Annotated in this window: 19 protein-coding genes and 3 tRNA genes; 10 read left to right on the top strand and 12 right to left on the bottom strand. The window is 54.9% G+C overall.

Features of this window, described 5'->3' with window-relative positions; genetic code table 11:
• Window positions 1-12: 12 nt before the first annotated feature.
• Genes ACG2K1_RS01945 through ACG2K1_RS01930 form a run of 4 tightly spaced genes read left to right on the top strand, consistent with a single transcriptional unit; the run spans window position 13 to window position 3,831 of the window.
• Window positions 13-1,176: a polysaccharide biosynthesis/export family protein gene (locus ACG2K1_RS01945; protein WP_051040476.1), complete on the top strand. Its 1,164-nt coding sequence runs from the start codon at window positions 13-15 to the stop codon at window positions 1,174-1,176.
• A 20-nt stretch (window positions 1,177-1,196) separates the two neighbouring features.
• Window positions 1,197-2,387, top strand: coding sequence for a polysaccharide export inner-membrane protein, BexC/CtrB/KpsE family (locus tag ACG2K1_RS01940; RefSeq protein ID WP_009427285.1), 1,191 nt, complete (start codon window positions 1,197-1,199; stop codon window positions 2,385-2,387).
• Complete coding sequence (locus ACG2K1_RS01935) at window positions 2,387-3,184, top strand: ABC transporter permease (protein WP_395428348.1); 798 nt, start codon at window positions 2,387-2,389, stop codon at window positions 3,182-3,184. The genes ACG2K1_RS01940 and ACG2K1_RS01935 overlap by 1 nt, the downstream gene beginning before the upstream one ends.
• Entirely contained in the window at window positions 3,181-3,831 is a 651-nt protein-coding gene (locus tag ACG2K1_RS01930; protein WP_395428350.1) for an ABC transporter ATP-binding protein, read from the top strand. Before ACG2K1_RS01935 ends, ACG2K1_RS01930 begins: the two co-directional genes overlap by 4 nt.
• Before the next feature lie 75 nt (window positions 3,832-3,906).
• Here ACG2K1_RS01930 and ACG2K1_RS01925 read toward each other — a convergent pair whose 3' ends face one another.
• The 10 genes from ACG2K1_RS01925 to ACG2K1_RS01880 all read right to left on the bottom strand — a co-directional run bounded on the left by ACG2K1_RS01925 (window position 3,907) and on the right by ACG2K1_RS01880 (window position 14,211).
• A complete protein-coding gene (locus ACG2K1_RS01925; protein WP_395428352.1) occupies window positions 3,907-5,100 on the bottom strand; it encodes an aromatic amino acid transaminase in 1,194 nt (397 codons plus the stop codon).
• 115 nt (window positions 5,101-5,215) lie between these two features.
• Window positions 5,216-5,800 carry a DUF924 family protein gene (locus ACG2K1_RS01920; protein ID WP_009427281.1) on the bottom strand — a complete coding sequence of 195 codons (585 nt, stop codon included), beginning with the start codon at window positions 5,798-5,800 and terminating at the stop codon, window positions 5,216-5,218.
• A 242-nt stretch (window positions 5,801-6,042) separates the two neighbouring features.
• Window positions 6,043-8,829 (bottom strand): isoleucine--tRNA ligase, encoded by a 2,787-nt coding sequence (gene ileS / locus ACG2K1_RS01915; protein WP_395428354.1) that lies wholly within the window; start codon window positions 8,827-8,829, stop codon window positions 6,043-6,045.
• Between the two features lie 277 nt (window positions 8,830-9,106).
• Window positions 9,107-10,219 (bottom strand): trimeric porin PorB, encoded by a 1,113-nt coding sequence (porB, locus tag ACG2K1_RS01910; RefSeq protein ID WP_094030961.1) that lies wholly within the window; start codon window positions 10,217-10,219, stop codon window positions 9,107-9,109.
• A 393-nt stretch (window positions 10,220-10,612) separates the two neighbouring features.
• Window positions 10,613-11,515, bottom strand: coding sequence for a hypothetical protein (locus ACG2K1_RS01905; RefSeq protein ID WP_395428356.1), 903 nt, complete (start codon window positions 11,513-11,515; stop codon window positions 10,613-10,615).
• Window positions 11,512-13,230 carry a bifunctional biotin--[acetyl-CoA-carboxylase] ligase/type III pantothenate kinase gene (locus ACG2K1_RS01900; protein ID WP_395428357.1) on the bottom strand — a complete coding sequence of 573 codons (1,719 nt, stop codon included), beginning with the start codon at window positions 13,228-13,230 and terminating at the stop codon, window positions 11,512-11,514. The genes ACG2K1_RS01905 and ACG2K1_RS01900 overlap by 4 nt, the downstream gene beginning before the upstream one ends.
• Window position 13,231: 1 nt before the next feature.
• Complete coding sequence (locus tag ACG2K1_RS01895; RefSeq protein ID WP_036495909.1) at window positions 13,232-13,732, bottom strand: adenylyltransferase/cytidyltransferase family protein; 501 nt, start codon at window positions 13,730-13,732, stop codon at window positions 13,232-13,234.
• Window positions 13,733-13,911: 179 nt separating this feature from the next.
• Window positions 13,912-13,987, bottom strand: a tRNA-His gene (locus tag ACG2K1_RS01890).
• A gap of 33 nt (window positions 13,988-14,020) precedes the next feature.
• Window positions 14,021-14,097: transfer RNA gene (locus ACG2K1_RS01885), tRNA-Arg, on the bottom strand.
• A 36-nt stretch (window positions 14,098-14,133) separates the two neighbouring features.
• A tRNA-Pro gene (locus ACG2K1_RS01880) sits at window positions 14,134-14,211 on the bottom strand.
• Window positions 14,212-14,407: 196 nt separating this feature from the next.
• Here ACG2K1_RS01880 and folD point away from each other — a divergent pair.
• From folD to ACG2K1_RS01860, 4 genes are all read left to right on the top strand, one after another.
• Window positions 14,408-15,277, top strand: a complete 870-nt coding sequence (folD, locus tag ACG2K1_RS01875) for a bifunctional methylenetetrahydrofolate dehydrogenase/methenyltetrahydrofolate cyclohydrolase FolD (RefSeq protein WP_395428358.1) — start codon at window positions 14,408-14,410, stop codon at window positions 15,275-15,277.
• Window positions 15,278-15,493: 216 nt separating this feature from the next.
• Window positions 15,494-15,673 (top strand): hypothetical protein, encoded by a 180-nt coding sequence (locus tag ACG2K1_RS01870; RefSeq protein ID WP_395428359.1) that lies wholly within the window; start codon window positions 15,494-15,496, stop codon window positions 15,671-15,673.
• A gap of 92 nt (window positions 15,674-15,765) precedes the next feature.
• A complete protein-coding gene (locus ACG2K1_RS01865) occupies window positions 15,766-16,113 on the top strand; it encodes a hypothetical protein (protein WP_395428360.1) in 348 nt (115 codons plus the stop codon).
• A gap of 52 nt (window positions 16,114-16,165) precedes the next feature.
• Window positions 16,166-16,927, top strand: a complete 762-nt coding sequence (locus ACG2K1_RS01860; RefSeq protein WP_395428361.1) for a HesA/MoeB/ThiF family protein — start codon at window positions 16,166-16,168, stop codon at window positions 16,925-16,927.
• A gap of 136 nt (window positions 16,928-17,063) precedes the next feature.
• Here the strand turns inward: ACG2K1_RS01860 and ACG2K1_RS01855 are convergent, their stop codons facing one another.
• Complete coding sequence (locus tag ACG2K1_RS01855) at window positions 17,064-17,459, bottom strand: hypothetical protein (protein ID WP_395428362.1); 396 nt, start codon at window positions 17,457-17,459, stop codon at window positions 17,064-17,066.
• A 177-nt stretch (window positions 17,460-17,636) separates the two neighbouring features.
• On the bottom strand, window positions 17,637-18,212 hold the full coding sequence (locus ACG2K1_RS01850) for a hypothetical protein (RefSeq protein WP_395428363.1): 576 nt from the start codon (window positions 18,210-18,212) through the stop codon (window positions 17,637-17,639).
• A gap of 388 nt (window positions 18,213-18,600) precedes the next feature.
• On the opposite strand from ACG2K1_RS01850, the gene dtd reads away from it, so the two are divergent.
• Both dtd and ACG2K1_RS01840 read left to right on the top strand, forming a co-directional pair.
• Window positions 18,601-19,062, top strand: a complete 462-nt coding sequence (dtd, locus tag ACG2K1_RS01845) for a D-aminoacyl-tRNA deacylase (protein WP_009425880.1) — start codon at window positions 18,601-18,603, stop codon at window positions 19,060-19,062.
• Window positions 19,063-19,069: 7 nt separating this feature from the next.
• Complete coding sequence (locus tag ACG2K1_RS01840) at window positions 19,070-20,245, top strand: MFS transporter (protein ID WP_395428364.1); 1,176 nt, start codon at window positions 19,070-19,072, stop codon at window positions 20,243-20,245.
• Window positions 20,246-20,341: the final 96 nt, after the last annotated feature.

Genomic DNA, 20,341 nt, shown 5'->3' with positions numbered 1-20,341 from the left:
TAAAACTACTTTATGAAAAAAGAAATTTTAATCTACCCGATATTGTGGACTCTATCTGCTTGCGCTTTTATACCATCCTCTGGTCCAAGTGCTAAAAATATAGTCTCCTTAAAAAATGTCGTACAAAGGGAATCTGTAACACCTACAGTGGAGTTGATTGATGTCAACAATGCTGTTACTGAATCCCTCTATCAAGTACAAAACAGCCAATCTCTCGCTCAGTTCGGTAATGGAGCAGCGTCTGGAGGCATTATTTATACTGGTGATATGCTGGACATTACTATCTGGGAAGCTCCCCCTGCCTTATTATTCGGTGGCTCTCTATCTTCCGTAGGTTCGGGTAATGCACAGCAGGCTAAACTGCCTGATCAAATGGTAAGCAGTAAAGGAACAATCTCCGTTCCCTTCATCGGTGATGTTTCAGTTGTCGGAAAAACACCGGCACAGATTCAGGACTTAATCAAAGACCGTCTGAAAAAAATGGCGAACCAACCGCAAGTTATCGTCCGAACAGTGCAAAACAATGCCGCAACCGTTTCCGTTATCCGTGCGGGTAATAGCGTCAGGATGCCGCTGACCACGGCAGGAGAGCGGGTGTTGGATGCAATAGCTGCTGTTGGCGGTTCCACTGCCAATGTACAAGACACCAATGTCCAGTTGACACGTGGGAATCAGGTAAAAACAGTTGCATTAGAAGATCTGGTATCCGATCCACAACAAAACATCCTACTTCGCCGAGGCGACATTATTACCATGATTACCAATCCCAGCAGTTTCACATCGATGGGGGCGGTTGGAAGAACCCAACAGATCGGTTTCTCCGTGAAGGGGTTGTCATTAGCAGAAGCGGTCGGTCGTATGGGTGGTTTACAAGACAGGCGTGCCGATGCGCGCGGTGTATTTGTTTTCCGTTATGCGCCCCTGTCCGAACTGCCGTCTGAAAAACAATCCAAATGGATTACACAGGGATACAGCCTTACAGCGGAAATCCCTGTCGTTTACCGTTTGAATCTCACTGATGCCAACTCTCTGTTTTGGATGCAGCGTTTTCCCATCAAAAACAAAGATGTGGTCTATGTATCTAACGCACCTTTGGCAGAAGTTCAAAAATTCTTGTCGTTTGTCTTTTCTCCTGTGGTTAGCAGTGCAAACAGCATCAACAATCTGACCAATTAACCACGAAAGTTTTTTAGATTATGTCTGATCAAATTGCCAATCCTTCTACCTCTGAGAAACAATCGGCACAAGTAGCGACGGAGACGCCGACTCCTCCACAAAAAAAGAAGCAAAAAAACATTCTGAAAAAAATCAGTCCGCTTTTTTGGATTACTGTTGCTGTACCCACTATTTGTTCGATAACATATTTCGGATTGATTGCCTCAGAACAGTTTATCTCCCAATCCAGTTTCGTTGTTCGCTCACCCAAAAATCAAACCTCATTAAGTGGTTTGGGGGCGATTCTGCAAAATTCTGGATTTTCGCGTTCACAAGATGATATCTATACTGTGCAAGAATATATGCAGTCTCGCTCATCGCTTGATGCACTAATGAAAAAAATGCCCGTGCGACAATTCTACGAAACAAAAGGGGATATCTTCAGCCGTTTCAATGCATTCGGATTAACGGGAGAAAACGAAGCTTTTTATCAGTATTACAGAGAAAAAATCGGCATTCACTTTGATTCGGTTTCGGGAATTTCTAACCTAAATGTTACCTCGTTTGATGCGGAAGAATCCCAGAAAATCAATGAGGCCCTGCTCAAACAAGGCGAGGCACTCATTAATCAGCTGAATGAAAGAGCCAGAAAAGACACCATCCGTTATGCTGAAGAAGTTGTAACATCAGCAGAAAAACAGGTCAAAGAAGCTTCTTCGCAACTGGCCCAATTCCGAATCAAAAACGGCATCTTCGACTTAAAAGCACAATCCGATGTTCAACTCGGTTTGGTTTCCAAACTACAAGACGAACTAATTGTCATCCAAACCCAATTGGATCAGGTTAAAGCTATCACACCGGAAAACCCGCAAATCTCCGGCCTGACGGCTCGGGAAAAAAGCCTGCGCCAAGAAATTGCCCGGCAGCTGCGTGCCATTTCGGGTGGGGGCGATCATTCTTTAAGCAGTCAGGCGTCGGAATACCAGCGCATCTATCTGGAAAACGAACTTGCCGAAAAACAATTGGCAGCGGCCATTACTTCACTAGAAAACGCCAAAGCCGAAGCCGACCGGCAACAACTTTATCTTGAAGTAATCTCCCGCCCCAGCAAACCCGACTTGGCGCAAAAACCCGCGCGCTTGTACAACATCATTGCCACTTTCATCATCGGCTTGATTATCTACGGCATCACCAGCCTGCTGTCGGCCAGCATACGCGAGCATAAAAACTGATGAAAGAGCTGCATAAAACTTCGTTTCGCGAATCATTGACGATTCAAAAACGGGTAATCGGCGCCCTACTGATGCGCGAAATTATCACGCGCTACGGACGCAACAATATTGGTTTTTTATGGCTGTTCGTCGAACCCCTGCTGTTCACATTAGTTATTGTCCTAATGTGGAAATTCTTCAGGGCAAGCAATGTCTCTTCCTTAAACATCATCGCATTTGTCATTACCGGCTATCCGATGATGATGATGTGGCGCAATGCTTCCGGCCGCGCCATCGGTTCGATCAGCGCTAACGCCAGCCTGCTCTACCACCGTAATGTCCGCGTATTGGATACCATTCTGGCCCGAATGTTTTTGGAAATTGCAGGGGCGACCATCGCCCAAATACTCATTATGGGTGTATTGATTGCCGTGCAGTGGATCGAACCGCCCGCCGATATTTTTTATATGTTGCTGGCTTGGCTGCTGATGTCCGTATTTGCTATCGGATTAGGCTTGGTTATCTGCTCGGTCGCTTTCCGTTTCGAGCCGTTCGGCAAAGTATGGAACAGCCTCAGCTTTGTGATGATGCCGCTTTCGGGGGCATTCTTTTTTGTACACAACCTGCCCCAGCAGATACAGCATTATGTTTTGATGATTCCGATGGTACACGGCACGGAAATGTTCCGCGCAGGTTATTTCGGCGGAAGTTCAATTACCTATGAAAACCCGTGGTTTATTGTCTTATGCAATCTGATTCTGCTACTTCTCGGCCTGTCCATGGTCGCCCAATTCAGCAAAGGGGTGGAACCGCAATGATTTCAGTAGAACACGTCTACAAACAATACCAAACCCGCCAAGGCAAACGTACCGTTTTAAACGACATCAATTTCTCGCTGCAAAAAGGCGAAAAAATCGGCATTCTCGGACGGAACGGAGCCGGAAAATCCACGCTTATCCGCCTGATCAGCGGTGTAGAACCGCCGACCGAAGGAGAAATTAGGCGCACGATGAGCATCTCCTGGCCGCTGGCTTTTTCCGGTGCCTTCCAAGGCAGCCTGACGGGAATGGACAACTTGCGCTTCATCTGCCGCATCTATGATGTCGATATCGACTACGTCAAACAGTTTACGGAAGAATTCTCCGAACTTGGCCGCTATCTTTACGAACCCGTCAAACGCTACTCCTCGGGTATGAAAGCACGTTTGGCCTTTGCCCTGTCTTTGGCCGTGGAATTCGACTGCTACCTGATCGACGAAGTCATCGCTGTCGGCGACTCGCGTTTCACCAACAAGTGCAAACACGAGTTGTTTGAAAAGCGCAAAGACCGCTCGATTATCCTCGTTTCCCACAGCGACAACGCCATCCGGCAATATTGCGACAACGCCATGGTGCTGGAACGCGGACATATGCACCGCTTCGAGAATATGGACAAAGCCTACGTTTATTACAACTCAATGAATTAAAACACCTTTTATATATCAAGAGGCCGTCTGAAAACCCCAAAAAAGGTTTTCAGACGGCCTCTTGCCTTTTTTGCCCTACTCCGACACAGCGGCAAACGCATCAGCAACACGCTCGATATTGCCCTCGTTCAGGCCGGCCACACACATCCGCCCTGAATCCACCAAATAAACGGCAAACTCTTCGCGCAGCCGCCGAACCTGTTCTGCGGAAAATCCCGTATAACCGAACATACCGCGCTGGTTGAGCAGATAATCGAAATTTCTCTGCGGCCGCCGCTCTCGCAGCAAAGCGTGCAGGCACTGCCGCATTCCGCGGATTCTGCCGCGCATCTGCGCCACTTCGTCCCGCCATTGCGCCATCCGCTGCGGCGTATTTAAGACCGCAGCAGCAACAAACGCGCCATGCGCGGGCGGGCTGGAATAAATGCGGCGCACGCAGGCTTTAAGCTGACCAAACACCAAATCCGCTTCTGCCTCACTCGGACACACCACGCTCAGTCCACCGATACGCTCACCGTAAAACGACAGATTTTTGGAAAACGAATTGGCAACAAACACGGGCAAACCCATCTGCGCGGCGCGGCGTACGGCATAGGCATCATTGTCAAAATCTTCGCCGAAGCCCTGATAAGCCATGTCCATAAACGGAATGAGGCCGCGTTCCGCAAGCACTTTCAGCAATTCGTCCCATTGGCTGCGGCTCAGATCGACACCTGTCGGGTTATGGCAGCACGGATGCAGCACCAATACGCTGCGTGCCGGCAATCCGGCGAAAAAAACCAGCATCTCATCAAAGCGCAGACTGCCATCGGCCGCGTTGTAATACGGATAAGTCCCGACCTCGAAACCCGCGCCGGCGAAAATGCTTTTATGGTTGTCCCACGTCGGATCGCTGACATAGACCTTTGCCTCGGAAAACCAGCGGTGCAGAAAATCTGCGCCTATTTTCAGTGCACCCGAACCGCCCAAGGTCTGAATCGTCGCGATCCTACCCTCTTGCAGCAATGGGTTTTCCGTCCCGAAAACCAGTTTTTGCACCGCGCTGCGGTATTGTGCCAAACCTTCCATGGGCAGATAAGAGCGCGGCTGAGCCTCCGCTGCCCGCTCGATTTCTGCCGAACGTACCGAAGGCAGAACAGGCAGACGGCCTTCTCCGTCAAAATAAATGCCGATGCCGAGATTGACCTTTCCTTCGCGCCGGTCGGCATTAAAAGTTTCCACCAAACTCAAAATCGGATCGCCGGGATAAAAATCTATGTGTCGGAACATGGTATTTCTCATCAAAACGGTTGGGATGGAATTGAAATTGTACACGTACAGAGGCCGTCTGAAAGCATATAGGTTTTCAGACGGCCTCTGTGCAGCCGAGGTTTGTCAACATGGTTTATTCGTCGTCGTCGTCATCTTCGTTCGGCTCGAAACCGCTCGGATAGAGTTTGAGGAATGCAGCTTCTTCCGGCGTAGTCTGCCGTCTTAATATCGCATTGCGGTGCGGATAGCGGCCGAAGCGGTCGATAACTGATTTGTGCTGCTGCTCCAACAATACGCTTTTACGCGTGCCGAAACGTTGGAACAGACCCATCGCCGTGGTATGGATATTGCGGTTTTCGCTGTGCAGAAAGGGCATCAGGATAAATTGGCGCTGACGCGCTTCCATAAAGGGAAAGGACTGATGGCGGACTGCTTCCTGCGCCAGCAAAAGCGCCATGCGGTCCTGCGTATAGGCATGGGGCTTGCCACGAAAAATGGCGCGGGAAAACTGATCCAAAATAATGATTTCGGCCAAACGCCCCTGAATGGTATCGCGCCAATCCGACAATTCGCAATTCACGGCATCACGAAAAATCCGCTCATAGGTTGCTCGGATTTTCAAATCCAGATACTGGCTTTTCGTAAACCAATGGCGGCGTGTATCTTTATCAAACCAGAAATCCAAAATTTCCTGCGGAGTCATATACATCAGCTGCATTTATGCTTCCTTCGAAAGTGGGGTGGTTGTGTGGAAAAGGGCGCGATTGTATTACAACCGCCCCAACGACTATTACTTTTGGTTTTATCGGTTATTTTTAAAAACAAACGGTCGTTTTTTTTGACTAACGCAAATTTTTTGCACAATCCAATGATTTTTATGTTTTTGCTTACAAACTTAAAGGCCATCTGAAAACCTTTCGGGTTTTCAGATGGCCTCAGCGTATCAGACTGTTCTAACCATCAGACATAGCTGCGGGTTTCGCCTTGTCCGTCGATATTGTCGGCGCAGCGGGCGCAGATGGTTTCATGTCCCGCAACCGTTCCGACATCGGCGGTATAGTGCCAGCAACGCTCGCATTTCTCTCCGCCGCTTACCCGCACGTCAACGGCCAGCTCTGCGCCTGATCGAACTTCGGCACGGGAAACCAAAAGGGCAAAACGCAATTCTTCACCCAAGGCTTCAAGTGCGGCAGCCAAATCTTCCGGCGCGGTCAGCGACACTTCGGCCTGCAAGGAAGAGCCTACCGATTTGTCGACGCGCAGCGGCTCGATGGCAGCGGTAACCGCATTGCGTGCTTCGCGGACTGCCTGCCATTTTTTCACCAACTCTGCCTCACTGGCGGCGGGCATTTGCGGAAAATCGTGCCAAGTGTGGAACAGCACGCTGTCTTCCTCGCCGCCGCCGATGATGTCCCACGCCTCTTCGGCTGTGAAACACAAAATCGGAGAAATCAGCAGAACAAGGCTGCGGGTAATATGGTAAAGCGCGGTTTGCGCGCTGCGGCGTGCATGGCTGTCCGCTTTGGTCGTATAGAGGCGGTCTTTCAAAATATCGAGGTAGAACGCACCCAAATCTTCCGAACAGAAAGCCACGATGTCTTGCACGGCAAAGTGGAAGGCATAGCGCGGATAATAATCGCCGGCCAGTTTTTCCTGCAATTTGCGCGCCAGCACCAGCGCATAGCGGTCGATTTCCACCATATCGGCCTGCGGCACGGCATCTTCAATCGGGTTGAAGTCGCTCAGATTGGCCAACAGAAAACGCAGGGTGTTGCGCAGGCGGCGGTAGCTTTCGGTCACCCGTTTCAGGATTTCTTTGGAAATCGCCAGCTCGCCGCTGTAATCGGTGGCCGCTGCCCACAGGCGCAGAATATCGGCGCCAAATTCGTTATACACTTCTTGCGGCGCAACGACGTTACCCAATGATTTCGACATTTTCCTGCCGTTTTGATCGACAACGAAACCGTGGGTCAAAAGCTGCTTGTAAGGCGCCCGCCCCAAGGTCGCGCAGCCTGTCAGCATGGAAGACTGAAACCAGCCCCGGTGCTGGTCGCTGCCTTCGAGATACAGGTCGGCAGGCCAGGCCAACTCTTCGCGCTGCTTCAAAACAGAATAATGAGTAGAGCCCGAATCAAACCATACATCCATGGTGTCGGCCAGTTTTTCATACTGTTCACAGTCTTCCGGGCTGAGCAGCTCGCTTTTATCCAAGGCAAACCATGCTTCAATGCCTTTTTCTTCGATGCGCTTGGCAACAGCTTCGAGCAACGCAGCGGAATTGGGATGCAATTCACCCGTTTCTTTATGCACAAAGAACGTCATTGGTGTGCCCCAAAAACGCTGGCGAGAAACCACCCAATCGGGGCGGCCTTCAATCATGGCCTGCAAACGTGCCCTGCCCCAAGCGGGGAAAAACTCGGTGTCGTCCACTGCCTGCAAAGCCTTGTTACGCAGGGTTTTGCCGTCTGCCCCGTTTTTGTCCATGCCGATAAACCATTGCCCGGTGGCGCGGTAGATCAGCGGGGTTTTGTGCCGCCAGCAGTGGGCGTAGCTATGCTCGATTTTGCCATCGGCAAGCAGGCGGCCGTTTTCCTTCAACCACTCGACAATCACAGGATTGGCTTCCCATACGCTCATGCCTTCCACACGCGGCGTGCCTGCGATATAGCGTCCTTGGGCGTTGATAGGGTTAATCATCTCGATACCGTATTTGAGGCAGACAAAATAGTCTTCCAAGCCGTGGGCAGGCGCGGTATGCACCAAACCGGTACCGGCTTCCGTGGTGACATGGTCGCCGTTGAGCATCAGAATATCCCGCTCCAAAAACGGATGGCTCAGATGCAGGTTTTCGAGCTTCGCGCCTGTGGTTTCGGCCAACACTGTGAGGCCGTCTGAAAAACCGTAGCGCGCCAAAGCGTCTTGTGCCAAGTCTTTGGCCAAAACGATTTTGCCTTTCGGCGTATCAATCAGTTGGTAAACAATATCGGCGCCTGCGGAAATAGCCTGGCTGGCAGGAAGTGTCCACGGCGTGGTTGTCCAAATCACGGCAAAGGTTTCACCCTCGATTTTTTCCAAACCAAATGCAGCTGCCAGCGCTGCATTGTCTTTGAACAAATACGCCACATCGATAGCCGGGGAAATTTTGTCTTTGTATTCGACTTCGGCTTCGGCCAGTGACGAGCCGCAATCTAGGCAGAATTGGACGGGCTTTGCACCACGATAGAAATAACCTGCTTTGTAGATTTCTCCCAAAGTGCGCACGGTATCGGCTTCTGTTTGGTAATCCATTGTCAGATAAGGATTATCCCAATCACCAAGCACACCCAAACGGATAAAGTCTTTTTTCTGGCGTGCGATCTGTTCGGCTGCATAAGAGCGACAAAGCTCACGGAACTTGGCTTTGGGCATATCACGCCCGTGCAGTTTTTCCACCATCACTTCAATCGGCAGACCGTGACAATCCCAACCCGGCACATAAGGAGCATCAAACCCGGCCAGCGTTTTGCTGCGCAAAATAATGTCTTTCAGGATTTTATTGACGGCATGACCGATATGGATATCGCCGTTGGCATAAGGAGGGCCGTCGTGAAGAATAAATTTAGGACGGCCTGCGCTAATTTGGCGCAGCTTCTGATAGCGCTTCTGTTCGTACCAACTTTTCAGCCATGCGGGTTCGCGCTTGGCCAAATCGCCGCGCATGGGAAACGGCGTATCCAATAAATTAACGGTTTTGCGGTAATCGGTCATGTTTTATTCCGGTTTTGTATGAGTCGGATTAGGACACGGCCTTTTATAGTTAAAAGGCCGTTTGAAAAAGAATGTTCGCATTGTAGCGGAAACAGAAGGCGATTATAAGGTCAGGAAACGGCCACTTTTTATTCTTTGTCCGTCTGTGGCAAGGTAGCTGTCATATATATCGGCAGGCCGTCTGAAAATCGATTTACTAAGGTCACATGCTTTCAGACGGCCTTGACAATAAAAGAGCCTGCTTTCGCAGGCTCTTCAATTTTATCCAATCATTAGATTAGAATTTGTGACGCAAACCAACCAAACCACCAGTTGTTTCTGTTCTGTCTTCTTTTTTACCGGCACGTAACCAACCTGCTTGCGCGAAAGCGGTAGTGCGTTTGGAGAAGTCGTAGTCAGCACCCAAAACAACTTGGTTGTACTCAGTGTGGGCTTTATCTGCGTTGGAAAGGTTTTTGCCTTTAGCTTTAAAACCGTGAGCGTAGGAAACACGAGGAGTAACGTTACCCATGGTGTATGCACCAGTTACCGCAACTTCGTGAGTTTTCAAACCAGCACTTTTATCGGAATCAGCATCGTAGTTGTCATTGCTTGCCAATGCAGCTTTATAGCTGTTTACGCTATCCCAGCCGTTGGTATATTGGTAAGCAGCACCGACAAACAGGTTGTTTGCATCGTAGCCAGCTTCAACACGGTGAGCCTGGCCGGATTTGCTTTGGTTATTAGCAGTTACATAAGCAGATTTTTTGTAACCGAAACCATACTGGGCGAAGAAACCAGCATTTTCATAGTTCAAACCAGCATAGTAAGCGGCATTGTCTTTTGCAGGAGAGGCATCACGACCGGAAGTCGGGTTAGCAGTACCACGAACAGTGTTTACTTTGTTATCACGCGGAGTGAACTGTACGTTTGCGCTGAAACCTGCGAAAACAGGGCTGTCGTAACGGACAGAAACGATTTTCTGACCAGTACGGGTCAGCATACCCAGACCCAAAGCGCTGTTGGAGTACTCCCAAGCGTCAACTTTGTCCATATCGTCCAGTTGAGTCGGGATTTTACCAGCGCGAATAGTACCGGCGGTAGTTTCCAAACCAATGTAAGCTTGGCGGTTACCCCAGCCTGCGTTATTACCTGCTACGGAAGTTTTAGATTCAACTTTCCAAATTGCATTCAGGCCGTTACCCAAGTTTTCATGACCTTTAAAGCCGATACGGGAACCGAAGTCGGCAATAGCTGTTTCGGTATGGCCTTTGTATGTTGTTTGACCGTTAGTAGTTTGTTTTACACGTGCAGTCTCAACACCGGCTTTGATAGTGCCGTACAAAGTCACGTCTGCCATTGCAGCAGAAGACAAAGCGGCCAAAGACAGAGCAATCAGAGTTTTTTTCATTGCTGTATTCCTTTTCTATGTTTAAGAAAATCAGGCAGAACCGGATGACTCCGATTAAGCTGTTGCGTCGACCACCCGCTCGGGTGATTACATGACTGCTAATATAAATGCTCCGCTGTAAAAAAACAAACTTTATTGCCTTTTTGTCAGACGGATGCGGCAAAAAAGTGTGGGATTTATCCAACAGATTTTAATTTATTGCTGGAATTTCATTTTGTTATCCGTTTATCGGTTTTGCGGCAGAACAACGGCAGGCGCTTTATCGATTTGTTGCCTTTGTACACTTCAAACGCAATCAAGCAGGCCGAAGCTGCTTAAAAGGCCGTCTGAAAACCCTGTCTTCATTTTAAAAACAAGGTATTTTCAGACGGCCTTTTATCCGCAGCGGCACGGTCAGCGGCATTTATTGCGGCTTAGTCTGCCATAGCTGCCGACGATGTTTTGGATGGCTTTTGCATCGGCATCGTTGACGGTCATAAACGTCACCTGCATTTTTGCCACACTCTGCCCGCCCGAGCCTGCGGAATTGATTTCGCGCAGCTGCCCGCTGAAACCCGCGCCCTGCAAACGGGACAGCAACGCCTGCGCCTGCGCACGGTCGGCGCGGATACCGACGCTGATTCCGCCTTCCATCAGAACGGTATTGAAGCCTTTTTCCTGCAATGCCTGCATTTGGCTGCCTGCGTCAATCTGTATCGGCGTCCACACGGCATAGGTGGTTTTGCTTTTCGGCGCTTCGCGGCGTTCGACGGTACGGTTGGCGGCGTGCGGCCATTTTACCAGCAGGCCTTTGATGCGGTGGTAGTCGTCTTCGGGCATGGTGACATTGGCTGTGGCCGTGCATTGTCTGCCGCCTGCTGCCTGCGGGGCGGGCGGCTCGCCGCCGTAAGAACCGCCGTTATCGGCAAAGCCTCTGTTTTGCCGGTTGCGGCGCTCGGCTTCTTCTCTGGCAAGACGGCGTTTGTTTTCTTCCTGCCATCTCTCGCGTTCGGAAATGCGTTTGGCAACGTCTTCTTCCGTGTCGGTGGGCTCGATGAACACGTCTTGTGCGCCGCCGTTGTCGTGCAGCCAGTCGCCCGAAGCGGGGGCGGATGCGGGACTTTCAGTCGGCCTTATGCCGCCTTTTGGTTTGACCATAGGCTCTGCCAGCGAAGCCGAGGTCTGCGCCAGTTTTTCTCCCGCGGCTTTGCGCCGCGCGAGCATTTCAGCTTCCTGTTCGGCGGCAATTTTATGAAGCATTGTTCCGCCGAATACAATGAGGTTGAGCGCGACGAGCGCAAAAAACAGCCATTTCATTCTTGTCCTACCCAGCTTGACAGTCCGTAGATAACGAGGTTGTCCACGACTTTGATATTGTTTTCCGAAGCGAGGGCCTGCGGCATGGCTTGTGCCACTCTGGCCGCTCCGCCTCCCGTAATGACGATGTCGACAGGTTTTTCCTGCCCCACTTTTTCTTTCAGACGGCCGTGCATCAATATGATGGCGCCGCATACGGCATCCATCATACCGCCCGCTAGCGCGTTAGGAGTGGTGGTGGGAAAGGGGTATGCGCGGCCGATAGGGCGGTTGAGGTTGGCGGTTTTCTGTGCCATCGCTTCTTTCATAAGATGGAAACCGGGCATGATGCTGCCGCCGAGATAGTGGTTGTCGTCGGTGAGGGCGTCGATGGTAACGGCTGTTCCACAGCTGACAACCACGCAGGCATTGGTGCTGAACATACGGCTGCCGAGCGTGTTAAACCAGCGGTCGGCGCCGTGTTCCGCAGGATTGCGGTAGTGGTTGCGGATGCCGAGCGCCTGTGACATCGAAGACAGCCAGCTTACCGGCTTGCCTAGCTGCGCTTCCACCAGTTTTTTCTTTTCTTCGCCGCATACGGCGCTGCCGACGATAACGGTATCTTCGCTGCCTCCCTGCCGCCAGGCATCGCCCAGCGGTTTCAAATCGCGGTAGGGCGCGTTTGATACGGCGCCGAGCCTGCCGTTTTCCAGCCATGCCCATTTCAGACGGCTGTTGCCGCCGTCGAGCAGCAGATAGCGGCGCGGGGCATTCTCCAAACGCACGGGATGGCGGCGCAGGCTGATTTCGCCGCAGACAATCTGTTTTTCGCCCGCCGCCGTTTGCAGGCGCAGGGCACCCTGTTCGGCAACGCCTGCCACGATACCCTCTTCCAGAGCCTGCCCGTCAAGCAGCAGGCGGACGTATTGCCCGTGGTCACGGTTGGCTTGCGAATAGTCGGCAAGAAAAGGGGCGAAACCGTGTTCGGCAAAGCGCGGCAGCACATCGGCCAGCTCTTGCGTCAGCGTCCGCAACAATATGTCTGCGGTGGGCGGCGCAGTTTTACAGACGGCCTGCACCGAGGCAGCGTGCTCCACCTCTTTGGGCAGGATGAAATTCAAACCGATGCCGATAACGGCGGCCGTTTTGCCTTCGGCGCGGACGGTTTCAATCAGAATGCCGCCGAGCTTGCCGTCTCCCGCCACCAAATCGTTCGGCCATTTAACCTGCGCGGCGACATTCAGCTTGGCAAGTGCGTTGCGGCAGGCCAGCCCCACCACCAACGACAAGGCGCCCAGCTGCGCCTGCGGCACATCGAACACCCAACCGAAGCTGAATGTCAGGCATTCGCCGATGCGGCTGTGCCAGTTGCGCCCCTGCCTGCCGCGCCCGTGCGTCTGTTCGTGCACCAGACAGAGGCGGCGGTGGGCGGCGGTGATACTCTGTTTGGCCTGCGCGAGAATGACATCGTTGCTGGACGGATGCCTGTGCAGCAGTTCGACGGAAAAACCGGGCGCGGCAGCGGCAAGGCTTTCCGCAGAAAAAACCGCCAGCGGTCGGATAAGGCGCCAATAGCCGTCGTGTTGGCGCAGCAGGCCGCGGATATGGCCGGGCATTTTCAGCCACAGGCCGTTGAGCTGCTGCGGCTTCTCTCCGACTTGGCGCGCCAGTTGGGAAATATGCTGCGGCAGGCCGTCTGAAAGCGCGGCCAACAGCCGCCAATGCGCTTCCTGCATGTTATTTCCGTTCCGTTTGGCGGATTTTCGCCAGCGTCTGCGTGGTAGACGTTTGGTGCAGGAAGGGAATGGAAAACACTTTGCCGCCGCGCGCCAGCGTTTGTTCCGCGCCGACGATTTTCTCCACCGGCCAGTCTCCGCCTTTAACCAATATGTCGGGCTTGATCTGCTCGATCAGTTCCGCAGGCGTATCCTCGTCAAACCAGGTCACCAAATCGACATCGGCCAAAGCCGCCGCAACGGCCGCGCGGTCGGCTAACCCGTTAATCGGACGGTCGTCGCCTTTTCCCTGCCGCCGCACGGAAGCGTCGGTATTCAAGGCCAGCACCATCGCCGCGCCGGTTGCGCGCGCCTGCGCCAGATAGGTTGCATGGCCGCGGTGCAGGATGTCGAAGCAGCCGTTGGTAAACACCAGCGGGCGCGGCAGTTCGGCAAGCCGCACCGCCAATTCTTCGGGCGGGCAGATTTTTTGTTCAAACGCGGGCAGCGGCCAAGTTTCCATGTTTTTACTCGGGCGGGCGAAAAGCGCAAATCATACCGAAAGCATGGGATTACGGCAACGGAAGCGGCCTTTACCCACCCCGGGCGCACACGGCCGGTGCAACAGTTTTCAGACGGCCTCCGCATCGGAATTGCCGGAAAACAGAAAACCCGCTTCGCAAACGAAGCGGGTTTGTATGCTGGGGTGGCTGATGGGGCTCGAACCCACGACAACCGGAATCACAATCCGGGGCTCTACCAACTGAGCTACAGCCACCACAAAAAACTTTAATTTCAAAATCTGCCGTTTTGGCGCGCCCGACAGGAATCGAACCTGTAACCGCCCGCTTAGAAGGCGGGTGCTCTATCCGGTTGAGCTACGGGCGCATCAACTTTTGCGGGCTTTGTTTTCCGTCGGGTATCTGGTCGGGGCGGTGGGATTCGAACTCACGACCCTCTGCTCCCAAAGCAGATGCGCTAACCGGGCTGCGCTACGCCCCGACGAGAAGACGCGCACTATACAAGCCGTCTGAAAAAGCGTCAAGCAAAAGGCGGCGGATTTTTTCAGACGGTCTGTTTAGCCCTTATTTCCGCAACGCATTTATTTTCTTTCAGACGGCCTTTCCCGCGCGTGAAAAGCGCGGCACGACATGACATAATGCACGCTTTCCCATCCGCACAAACGAAAGGTTTTCCGATGTCCGCACAACTTATCGACGGCAAAGCCGTATCGCAGCAACGCCTGTCCGCATTGGCGGAGAAGGTTGGCGAACGCAAAAGCAAAGGGCTGCGCGCGCCCTGTCTGGCCGTGGTTTTGGTCGGATCCGACCCCGCCAGCCAAGTGTATGTGCGCAACAAAAAAACCGCCTGCGCCAAAGTCGGTTTCGAATCGCTCTCTTATGAGCTGCCCGCCGATACCGCAGAGGACGAACTTTTAAACCTGGTAGACAAACTCAATGCCGACGAAGCCGTGGACGGCATCCTCGTCCAGCTGCCGCTGCCGCAGCAAATCGACAGCCAGGCCGTGCTCGAACGCATCGCGCCGCACAAAGACGTCGACGGCTTCCATCCCTACAACGTCGGGCGGCTGGCGGTGAAAATGCCGCTGCTGCGCCCCTGCACCCCCAAAGGCGTCATGACGCTGCTGGCACACTACGGCATCGATCCCGAAGGCAAAAAAGCCGTGGTCGTCGGCGCGTCCAACATCGTCGGCCGCCCGCAGCTTTTGGAACTGCTGCTCGCCCGCGCCACGGTCACCGTCTGCCACAGCAAAACGCAAAACCTCGCCGCCGAAGTGGCGCAGGCCGACATCGTCGTGGCCGGCGTGGGCATTGCCAACTTCGTCAAAGGCGCGTGGATCAAACCCGGCGCGGTGGTGATCGACGTGGGCATCAACCGCCTGGACGACGGCTCGCTGTGCGGCGATGTGGAATTTGCCGCCGCGGCCGAACGCGCCGCGATGATTACGCCCGTTCCCGGCGGCGTCGGCCCGATGACCATCGCCTCCCTGCTGGAAAACACCTTGCAGGCCGCCGAGCTGCACGACCGCAACGGAACCGCGGCCTGATTCGGGGAGCAGCCGATGAAACCCATCTAAATCAGGGCAATCACATCGTCAAACCGAACACTTTGTTTGTCCAAAAAACGATGAAAGAGTCCGTCTGAAAATGCCAACCGCCCTTCCGCCCTGCCGTATCCGCTGGCACGACCCGACCCGCCCGCTGCCCTATGTTTCCGCCTCTACACCCAGCTTCGCCCGTCCGACGGCAAAGACGCATGGAGCGTGGTATTTGAGTTTGACGAAGGGCACACGCCATACGAGCAGAACACCCAATCATTCGCCGCCGACCGCATATTCTTCCTCGTCGAAACTGCGCCGCACCACCTGCTGCAACCCGGTTTCGCCTTCCCCTTTATGGACGGCGGGCGCGAAATCGGCGTCTGCACCGTTGAAGCGCCCTGACTGCTTTAAGCCGTTCCCGCCTGCGCGGAAATGACGTCTCCGAAAGCGGTTTTGCAGTCTTCCGCGAAGCAGAAACACAAAACGGTAATAATATGAAACTCTCCCTCATCCCCATCCTGCTGGCTTTGGCAGGCTGCGCCCCCGTACCCCACGTCGTCCGCATCCAAGCGCAAAACGGCAATCTGGTGCCCAACCTTGCCACGGAAACCAATCCCGACTGCGGCAGCATCAGCCTGGGCGCGGAACGTATCAGCTACATCATTGCCTGCAAACAGGGAGGCAAGGCCAACCTGCCGCGCCACAGCGTCCGACTGAACCGGCAGGCAGGAGAACTCGCCGCCACCCGCGCCGACAGCGGCAAACCGCTCTTCAACATCCGGTGCAGCCGCGCACAGTTCGACCAAATCAACGCATGGCAAAACGCCGCGCCCGCACAATAAACACAGGCCGTCTGAAAGCCTTTCAGACGGCCTCAACACAGGAAACCCCGCCATGGACGACCGCGACCTGCTGCGCTACAGCCGCCACATCCTGCTTGACGAAATCGGCATTGAAGGACAGGAAAAACTCCTGTCCGCCACCGCCCTCGTTATCGGCTGCGGCGGCCTCGGCGCAGCCGCCCTGCCCTATCTCGCCGCAGCGGGCATAGGCCGTCTGAACATCGCCGACGGCGATACCGTCGACGAAACCAACCTGCAACGGCAAACCGCCTTTGGCGAAGCCGACATCGGCCGCAACAAAGCCCAAGCCCTCGCAGACCGACTGAAAAGCATCAACAGCCGCTGCACCATCCGCGCCCTGCCCGACTTTCTCGACGCAGAACGCTTGGCGCAACATGCCGCAGAGGCCGACATCGTGCTCGACTGCTGCGACAACTTCGCCACCCGCCAAGCCGTCAACCGCGCCTGCGTGTACCACAAAAAACCCCTCGTCTCCGGCGCAGCCGTGCGCTTCGACGGCCAGCTCGCCGTCTACCGCCCCGACCTGCCCGACAGCCCCTGCTACGCCTGCCTCTTCGACGGCAAAACCGCCGACGACGGCGCCTGTGCCCTCTTCGGCGTGTTCGCTCCGCTGGTCGGTATCATCGGCACCATGCAGGCCGCCGCCGCGCTGAACGTCCTGCTGGGCACCGGCACGCCCGCCCACGGAACATTGCAAACCTACAACGCATTGGGCGGCCGATGGCACAGCTTCGCCATCCCCAAAGACCCTCATTGCCGCGTCTGCGGCTGCACATCACAAAAGACCGTCTGAACGCCCCGCATCCGCTTTCAGACGGCCTCTGCCGCTAAGGCAGGGGGTGCCGTCAAAGCGGCACATGCGATTTTTGGCAGACAGCCGCGCAGACACACGCCTGCGGCATTCAAATAAAAGGCCGTCTGAAAACTTTTCAGGCGGCCTTTGCCAGCACGAAAGCAAAGAAGGCATAAGGTATCGCATGAAACACGTGCGTTGCCGTGCAACACGCCCACACACGGCTTTCAGACGGCCTCTGCATAAAGACACCGCCGCCGTCATTCCCGCGCAGGCGGGCATCTTTTTGACGATACGGAAATTGCGAACCGCAAGACTGCTTTGATTCCGCCAAGATTCCCGCCTGCGCGGAATGATGCCGCTCGGGCGGATTCGGGGTTGCGAAGCCTGCAAGCCATAGAAAGGCCGTCTGAAAGCCCGTTTCGTTTTTTATAGTGAGCCAAAATAAAAAATATACGGCGTTGCTGCGCCTTGCCGTATTACCCATACTGTCTGCGGCTTGCTGCCTTGTATCTTTTCTATTTTGGTTCACTATAACTCCGTTGAAGCTGCGCTTTCAGACGGCCTGTACATAAAAACCGCCGCCGTCCGCAAACGGCAGCGGTTTATCCGATATGGCCGGGAATCTTTGCCAAGCCTCGAAGGCCGTCTGAACGGCAAGGATGCCGTTATGCCCGCGGGGCGGGCGTTTGCCAAGGTGGCAGACGGGTCAGAGAATCAGGAAATGGCAGTGGTCAATGGCGTCGCGCTTAGCTTTAAATTTCTCTTTCAAGGCGTTGTCTTCTTCACGCCACCGTTCCCAAACCTCTTTGCCGCCGCCTACCTGCGGCTGGGGATGGGCATCCCGCTCTGCCTGGTATTCTTTTTCCGCCTCTTTGCAAAGCTGTTCGTTTTTCGCATATTCGGCGTTTTCCTGCTCGACTTGCTGCCGGATGCCGTCGAAGTCGCCGGAGCTGATTTTGTCATAAGCCCTGCGTTCCGCACGCAGGGTTTTGCCATCTTCCGACAGCACCAGCGGTATGCTGCCGAAGCCGGTGTCTACGGCCAGCGTGCCGTCGTCTTTCTGCGAGAGGACGAGGCTTTTTTCGTGCACTTCGCCTTTGCGGTTGGGCAGCAGGTTTTCTTTGAGCAGATAGGTTTTGCTGTCTTCTTTCACGATTTGCACGACGTCCGGCCGCTTGTCGCCGTCGCCCTGCCGTTTCCAATAGCCTTCATATTGCTCGTGACCGCCGCCGCAGGCCGCCAGCAACAGCGCGCCCAATACCGCCAAAGACAATTTCTTCATGTTTTCTGTTTCCTATGTGTTAAAAAACGTGCGGATTATATAACCGTTTTAAGCGGAATACATATCAACCGTAGACAAAACCTGTCCGCCCGCCCCGCAAATCGGGTAGATAAGGCCGTCTGAAAGCCTGTTTCCCGCGTTCAGACGGCCTTATCGGCTTTTCCCGCGTTCGGCTTGCGGCGGCAGATGCGTTATAGTGAGTCAAAATAAAAAAGATACAAGGCAGCAAGCCGCAGACAGTACAGGTAGTACGGGGCAGGTTTTCTTGGCATTTCCAATGCCGTAGAAAACCGCCCTCTTCGAGCTAAGGCGCAGCAACGCCGTAGATTTTTTATTTTGGCTCACTATACAATCCTTAACGAAAACATTTACACGAAAGGAACAAACCATGCGTGCCGTTATCCAAAAAGTCACCCGTGCCGAAGTCGGGATTGTGCACGGGGGCGGCTGTGAAACCGTCGGGCAGATTTCAGACGGCCTCTTGGTGCTGCTGGGCGTGGGGCAGGACGACGGCGAAGACGACGCCCGCTATATCGCCGACAAAACCGCCGGCCTGCGTATTTTTGAAGACGAAGCGGGCAAGCTGAATCTGTCGCTGCGCGAAACGGGCGGAGCGGTGCTTTTGGTATCGCAGTTCACGCTGCACGGCGACGCGCGCAGCGGCAGGCGGCCGTCGTTTTCCGCCGCCGCCAAGCCCGACGAGGCGGAGCGGCTGTATCTTTTGACGGCGCAGATGCTGCGCGATCGGGGCATCCGCGTGGAGACGGGGCGTTTCCGCACGCATATGCAGGTGTCGCTGTGCAACGACGGGCCGGTGACGCTGCTGCTCGATTCGAAAAAACTGTTTTGAGACCGCAATGAAGACTGCACGCGATACCGCGCCGCTTGCGCTGTTTCTGATTGCCGTCGCGCTGCTGGCGGCCAACCTGCGCGCGCCGCTGGCCGCTTTGGGCCCGCTGGTGGGGATGATACGGGCGGATTTGGGCAGCTCGGGCACGTTTATGGGCGTGGTGGCCGCGTTGCCCATGCTGGCGTTCGCGCTGTTTTCGCCGCTGGCGGTGCGCCTGTCTGCCCGTTTCGGCGCGGAGAGGGTGCTGGCGGCGGCGGCGGCGCTGATGGCGGCGGGCATGGCGGTGCGCTCGTGGGGGCCGTCTGAAACGCTGCTGGCACTCGGCACGCTGCTGCTGGCGGCAGCGGTGGCGATGGGCAATGTGCTGCTGCCGGCGCTGGCCAAACGCAATCTGCCGACGCGCGTCGGGCTGGTGGTGGGCACGCTGTCGGCGGGGATGTCGCTGTCGTCGGCGCTGGCTGCCGCAGCCGCCGTGCCACTGGCGGTGCGTTTCGGCTGGCAGTGGTCGCTGGCGGTGTGGCTGTTTGCCGCGCTGGCCGCGTGTGCCGCTTGGCTGCCGCTCTGCCGCCGGGGTGCCCAAAGGCCGTCTGAAACGGCGGTTTCAGACGGCCTCAATGCGTGGAAACTGCCCGCCGCGTGGTGTTTGAGCGCGTTTATGGGCGTGCAGTCGCTGCTGTTTTACACGCTGGTGAACTTTCTGCCCTCGCTGCTGGCGGAAAAAGGGGCGGACGCGGCAGCGGCGGGCAATTATGTTTCGCTGTTCCAAGTCGGCACGCTGGCTGGCAGCCTGGCGGTGTCGGCACGGTTTGCCCGCAGCGGGCGCAGGCAGCTTTTCAATCTGGCGGTGGCCTCGCTGATGCTGTTCGGCGTGCTGGGCTTGTGGCTCGCGCCTGCGGGCAGCGCGTGGCTGTGGGTAATGCTGGCTGGCGCAGGCGCGTCGGGCAGCTTTTCTTCCGCCCTGATGCTGTTCGCTCTGCGCGCCTTCGACAGCCGCACCACCGCCGCGCTCTCGGGCATGGCGCAGACGGTGGGCTACTCCATCGCCGTCGCCGGCCCGCTGGGCATGGGCATGCTCTACGACCGCTTCGGTTCGTGGTCGGCATCGCTGTCGCTGCTGGCGGCGCTGATGGTGTTCGAGTGCGTGCTGGCATGGTTTGCCGCCAAGCCGGAAATTATCCGCTGAGGGCGGACATGGGTTGCGGATGCGGGAAAGGCCGTCTGAAAGAACTTTCAGACGGCCTTTTGGGCAAGACGCAGCTGCGGTTTCACTTCGTTATAG

Source organism: Neisseria sp. 23W00296 (genome assembly GCF_044772855.1).
GTDB lineage: Bacteria > Pseudomonadota > Gammaproteobacteria > Burkholderiales > Neisseriaceae > Neisseria.
This window is presented reverse-complemented; position numbering and strand designations above follow the sequence as displayed.

What these genes read in the sequence shown, in the direction of transcription:
- ACG2K1_RS01945 (WP_051040476.1), top strand. Translation starts at nt 13, where the DNA reads ATGAAAAAAGAAATTTTAATCTACCCGATATTGTGGACTCTATCTGCT.
- ACG2K1_RS01940 (WP_009427285.1), top strand. Translation starts at nt 1,197, where the DNA reads ATGTCTGATCAAATTGCCAATCCTTCTACCTCTGAGAAACAATCGGCA.
- ACG2K1_RS01935 (WP_395428348.1), top strand. Translation starts at nt 2,387, where the DNA reads ATGAAAGAGCTGCATAAAACTTCGTTTCGCGAATCATTGACGATTCAA.
- ACG2K1_RS01930 (WP_395428350.1), top strand. Translation starts at nt 3,181, where the DNA reads ATGATTTCAGTAGAACACGTCTACAAACAATACCAAACCCGCCAAGGC.
- ACG2K1_RS01925 (WP_395428352.1), bottom strand. Translation starts at nt 5,100, where the DNA reads ATGTTCCGACACATAGATTTTTATCCCGGCGATCCGATTTTGAGTTTG.
- ACG2K1_RS01920 (WP_009427281.1), bottom strand. Translation starts at nt 5,800, where the DNA reads ATGCAGCTGATGTATATGACTCCGCAGGAAATTTTGGATTTCTGGTTT.
- ileS (WP_395428354.1), bottom strand. Translation starts at nt 8,829, where the DNA reads ATGACCGATTACCGCAAAACCGTTAATTTATTGGATACGCCGTTTCCC.
- porB (WP_094030961.1), bottom strand. Translation starts at nt 10,219, where the DNA reads ATGAAAAAAACTCTGATTGCTCTGTCTTTGGCCGCTTTGTCTTCTGCT.
- ACG2K1_RS01905 (WP_395428356.1), bottom strand. Translation starts at nt 11,515, where the DNA reads ATGAAATGGCTGTTTTTTGCGCTCGTCGCGCTCAACCTCATTGTATTC.
- ACG2K1_RS01900 (WP_395428357.1), bottom strand. Translation starts at nt 13,230, where the DNA reads ATGCAGGAAGCGCATTGGCGGCTGTTGGCCGCGCTTTCAGACGGCCTG.
- ACG2K1_RS01895 (WP_036495909.1), bottom strand. Translation starts at nt 13,732, where the DNA reads ATGGAAACTTGGCCGCTGCCCGCGTTTGAACAAAAAATCTGCCCGCCC.
- folD (WP_395428358.1), top strand. Translation starts at nt 14,408, where the DNA reads ATGTCCGCACAACTTATCGACGGCAAAGCCGTATCGCAGCAACGCCTG.
- ACG2K1_RS01865 (WP_395428360.1), top strand. Translation starts at nt 15,766, where the DNA reads ATGAAACTCTCCCTCATCCCCATCCTGCTGGCTTTGGCAGGCTGCGCC.
- ACG2K1_RS01860 (WP_395428361.1), top strand. Translation starts at nt 16,166, where the DNA reads ATGGACGACCGCGACCTGCTGCGCTACAGCCGCCACATCCTGCTTGAC.
- ACG2K1_RS01850 (WP_395428363.1), bottom strand. Translation starts at nt 18,212, where the DNA reads ATGAAGAAATTGTCTTTGGCGGTATTGGGCGCGCTGTTGCTGGCGGCC.
- dtd (WP_009425880.1), top strand. Translation starts at nt 18,601, where the DNA reads ATGCGTGCCGTTATCCAAAAAGTCACCCGTGCCGAAGTCGGGATTGTG.
- ACG2K1_RS01840 (WP_395428364.1), top strand. Translation starts at nt 19,070, where the DNA reads ATGAAGACTGCACGCGATACCGCGCCGCTTGCGCTGTTTCTGATTGCC.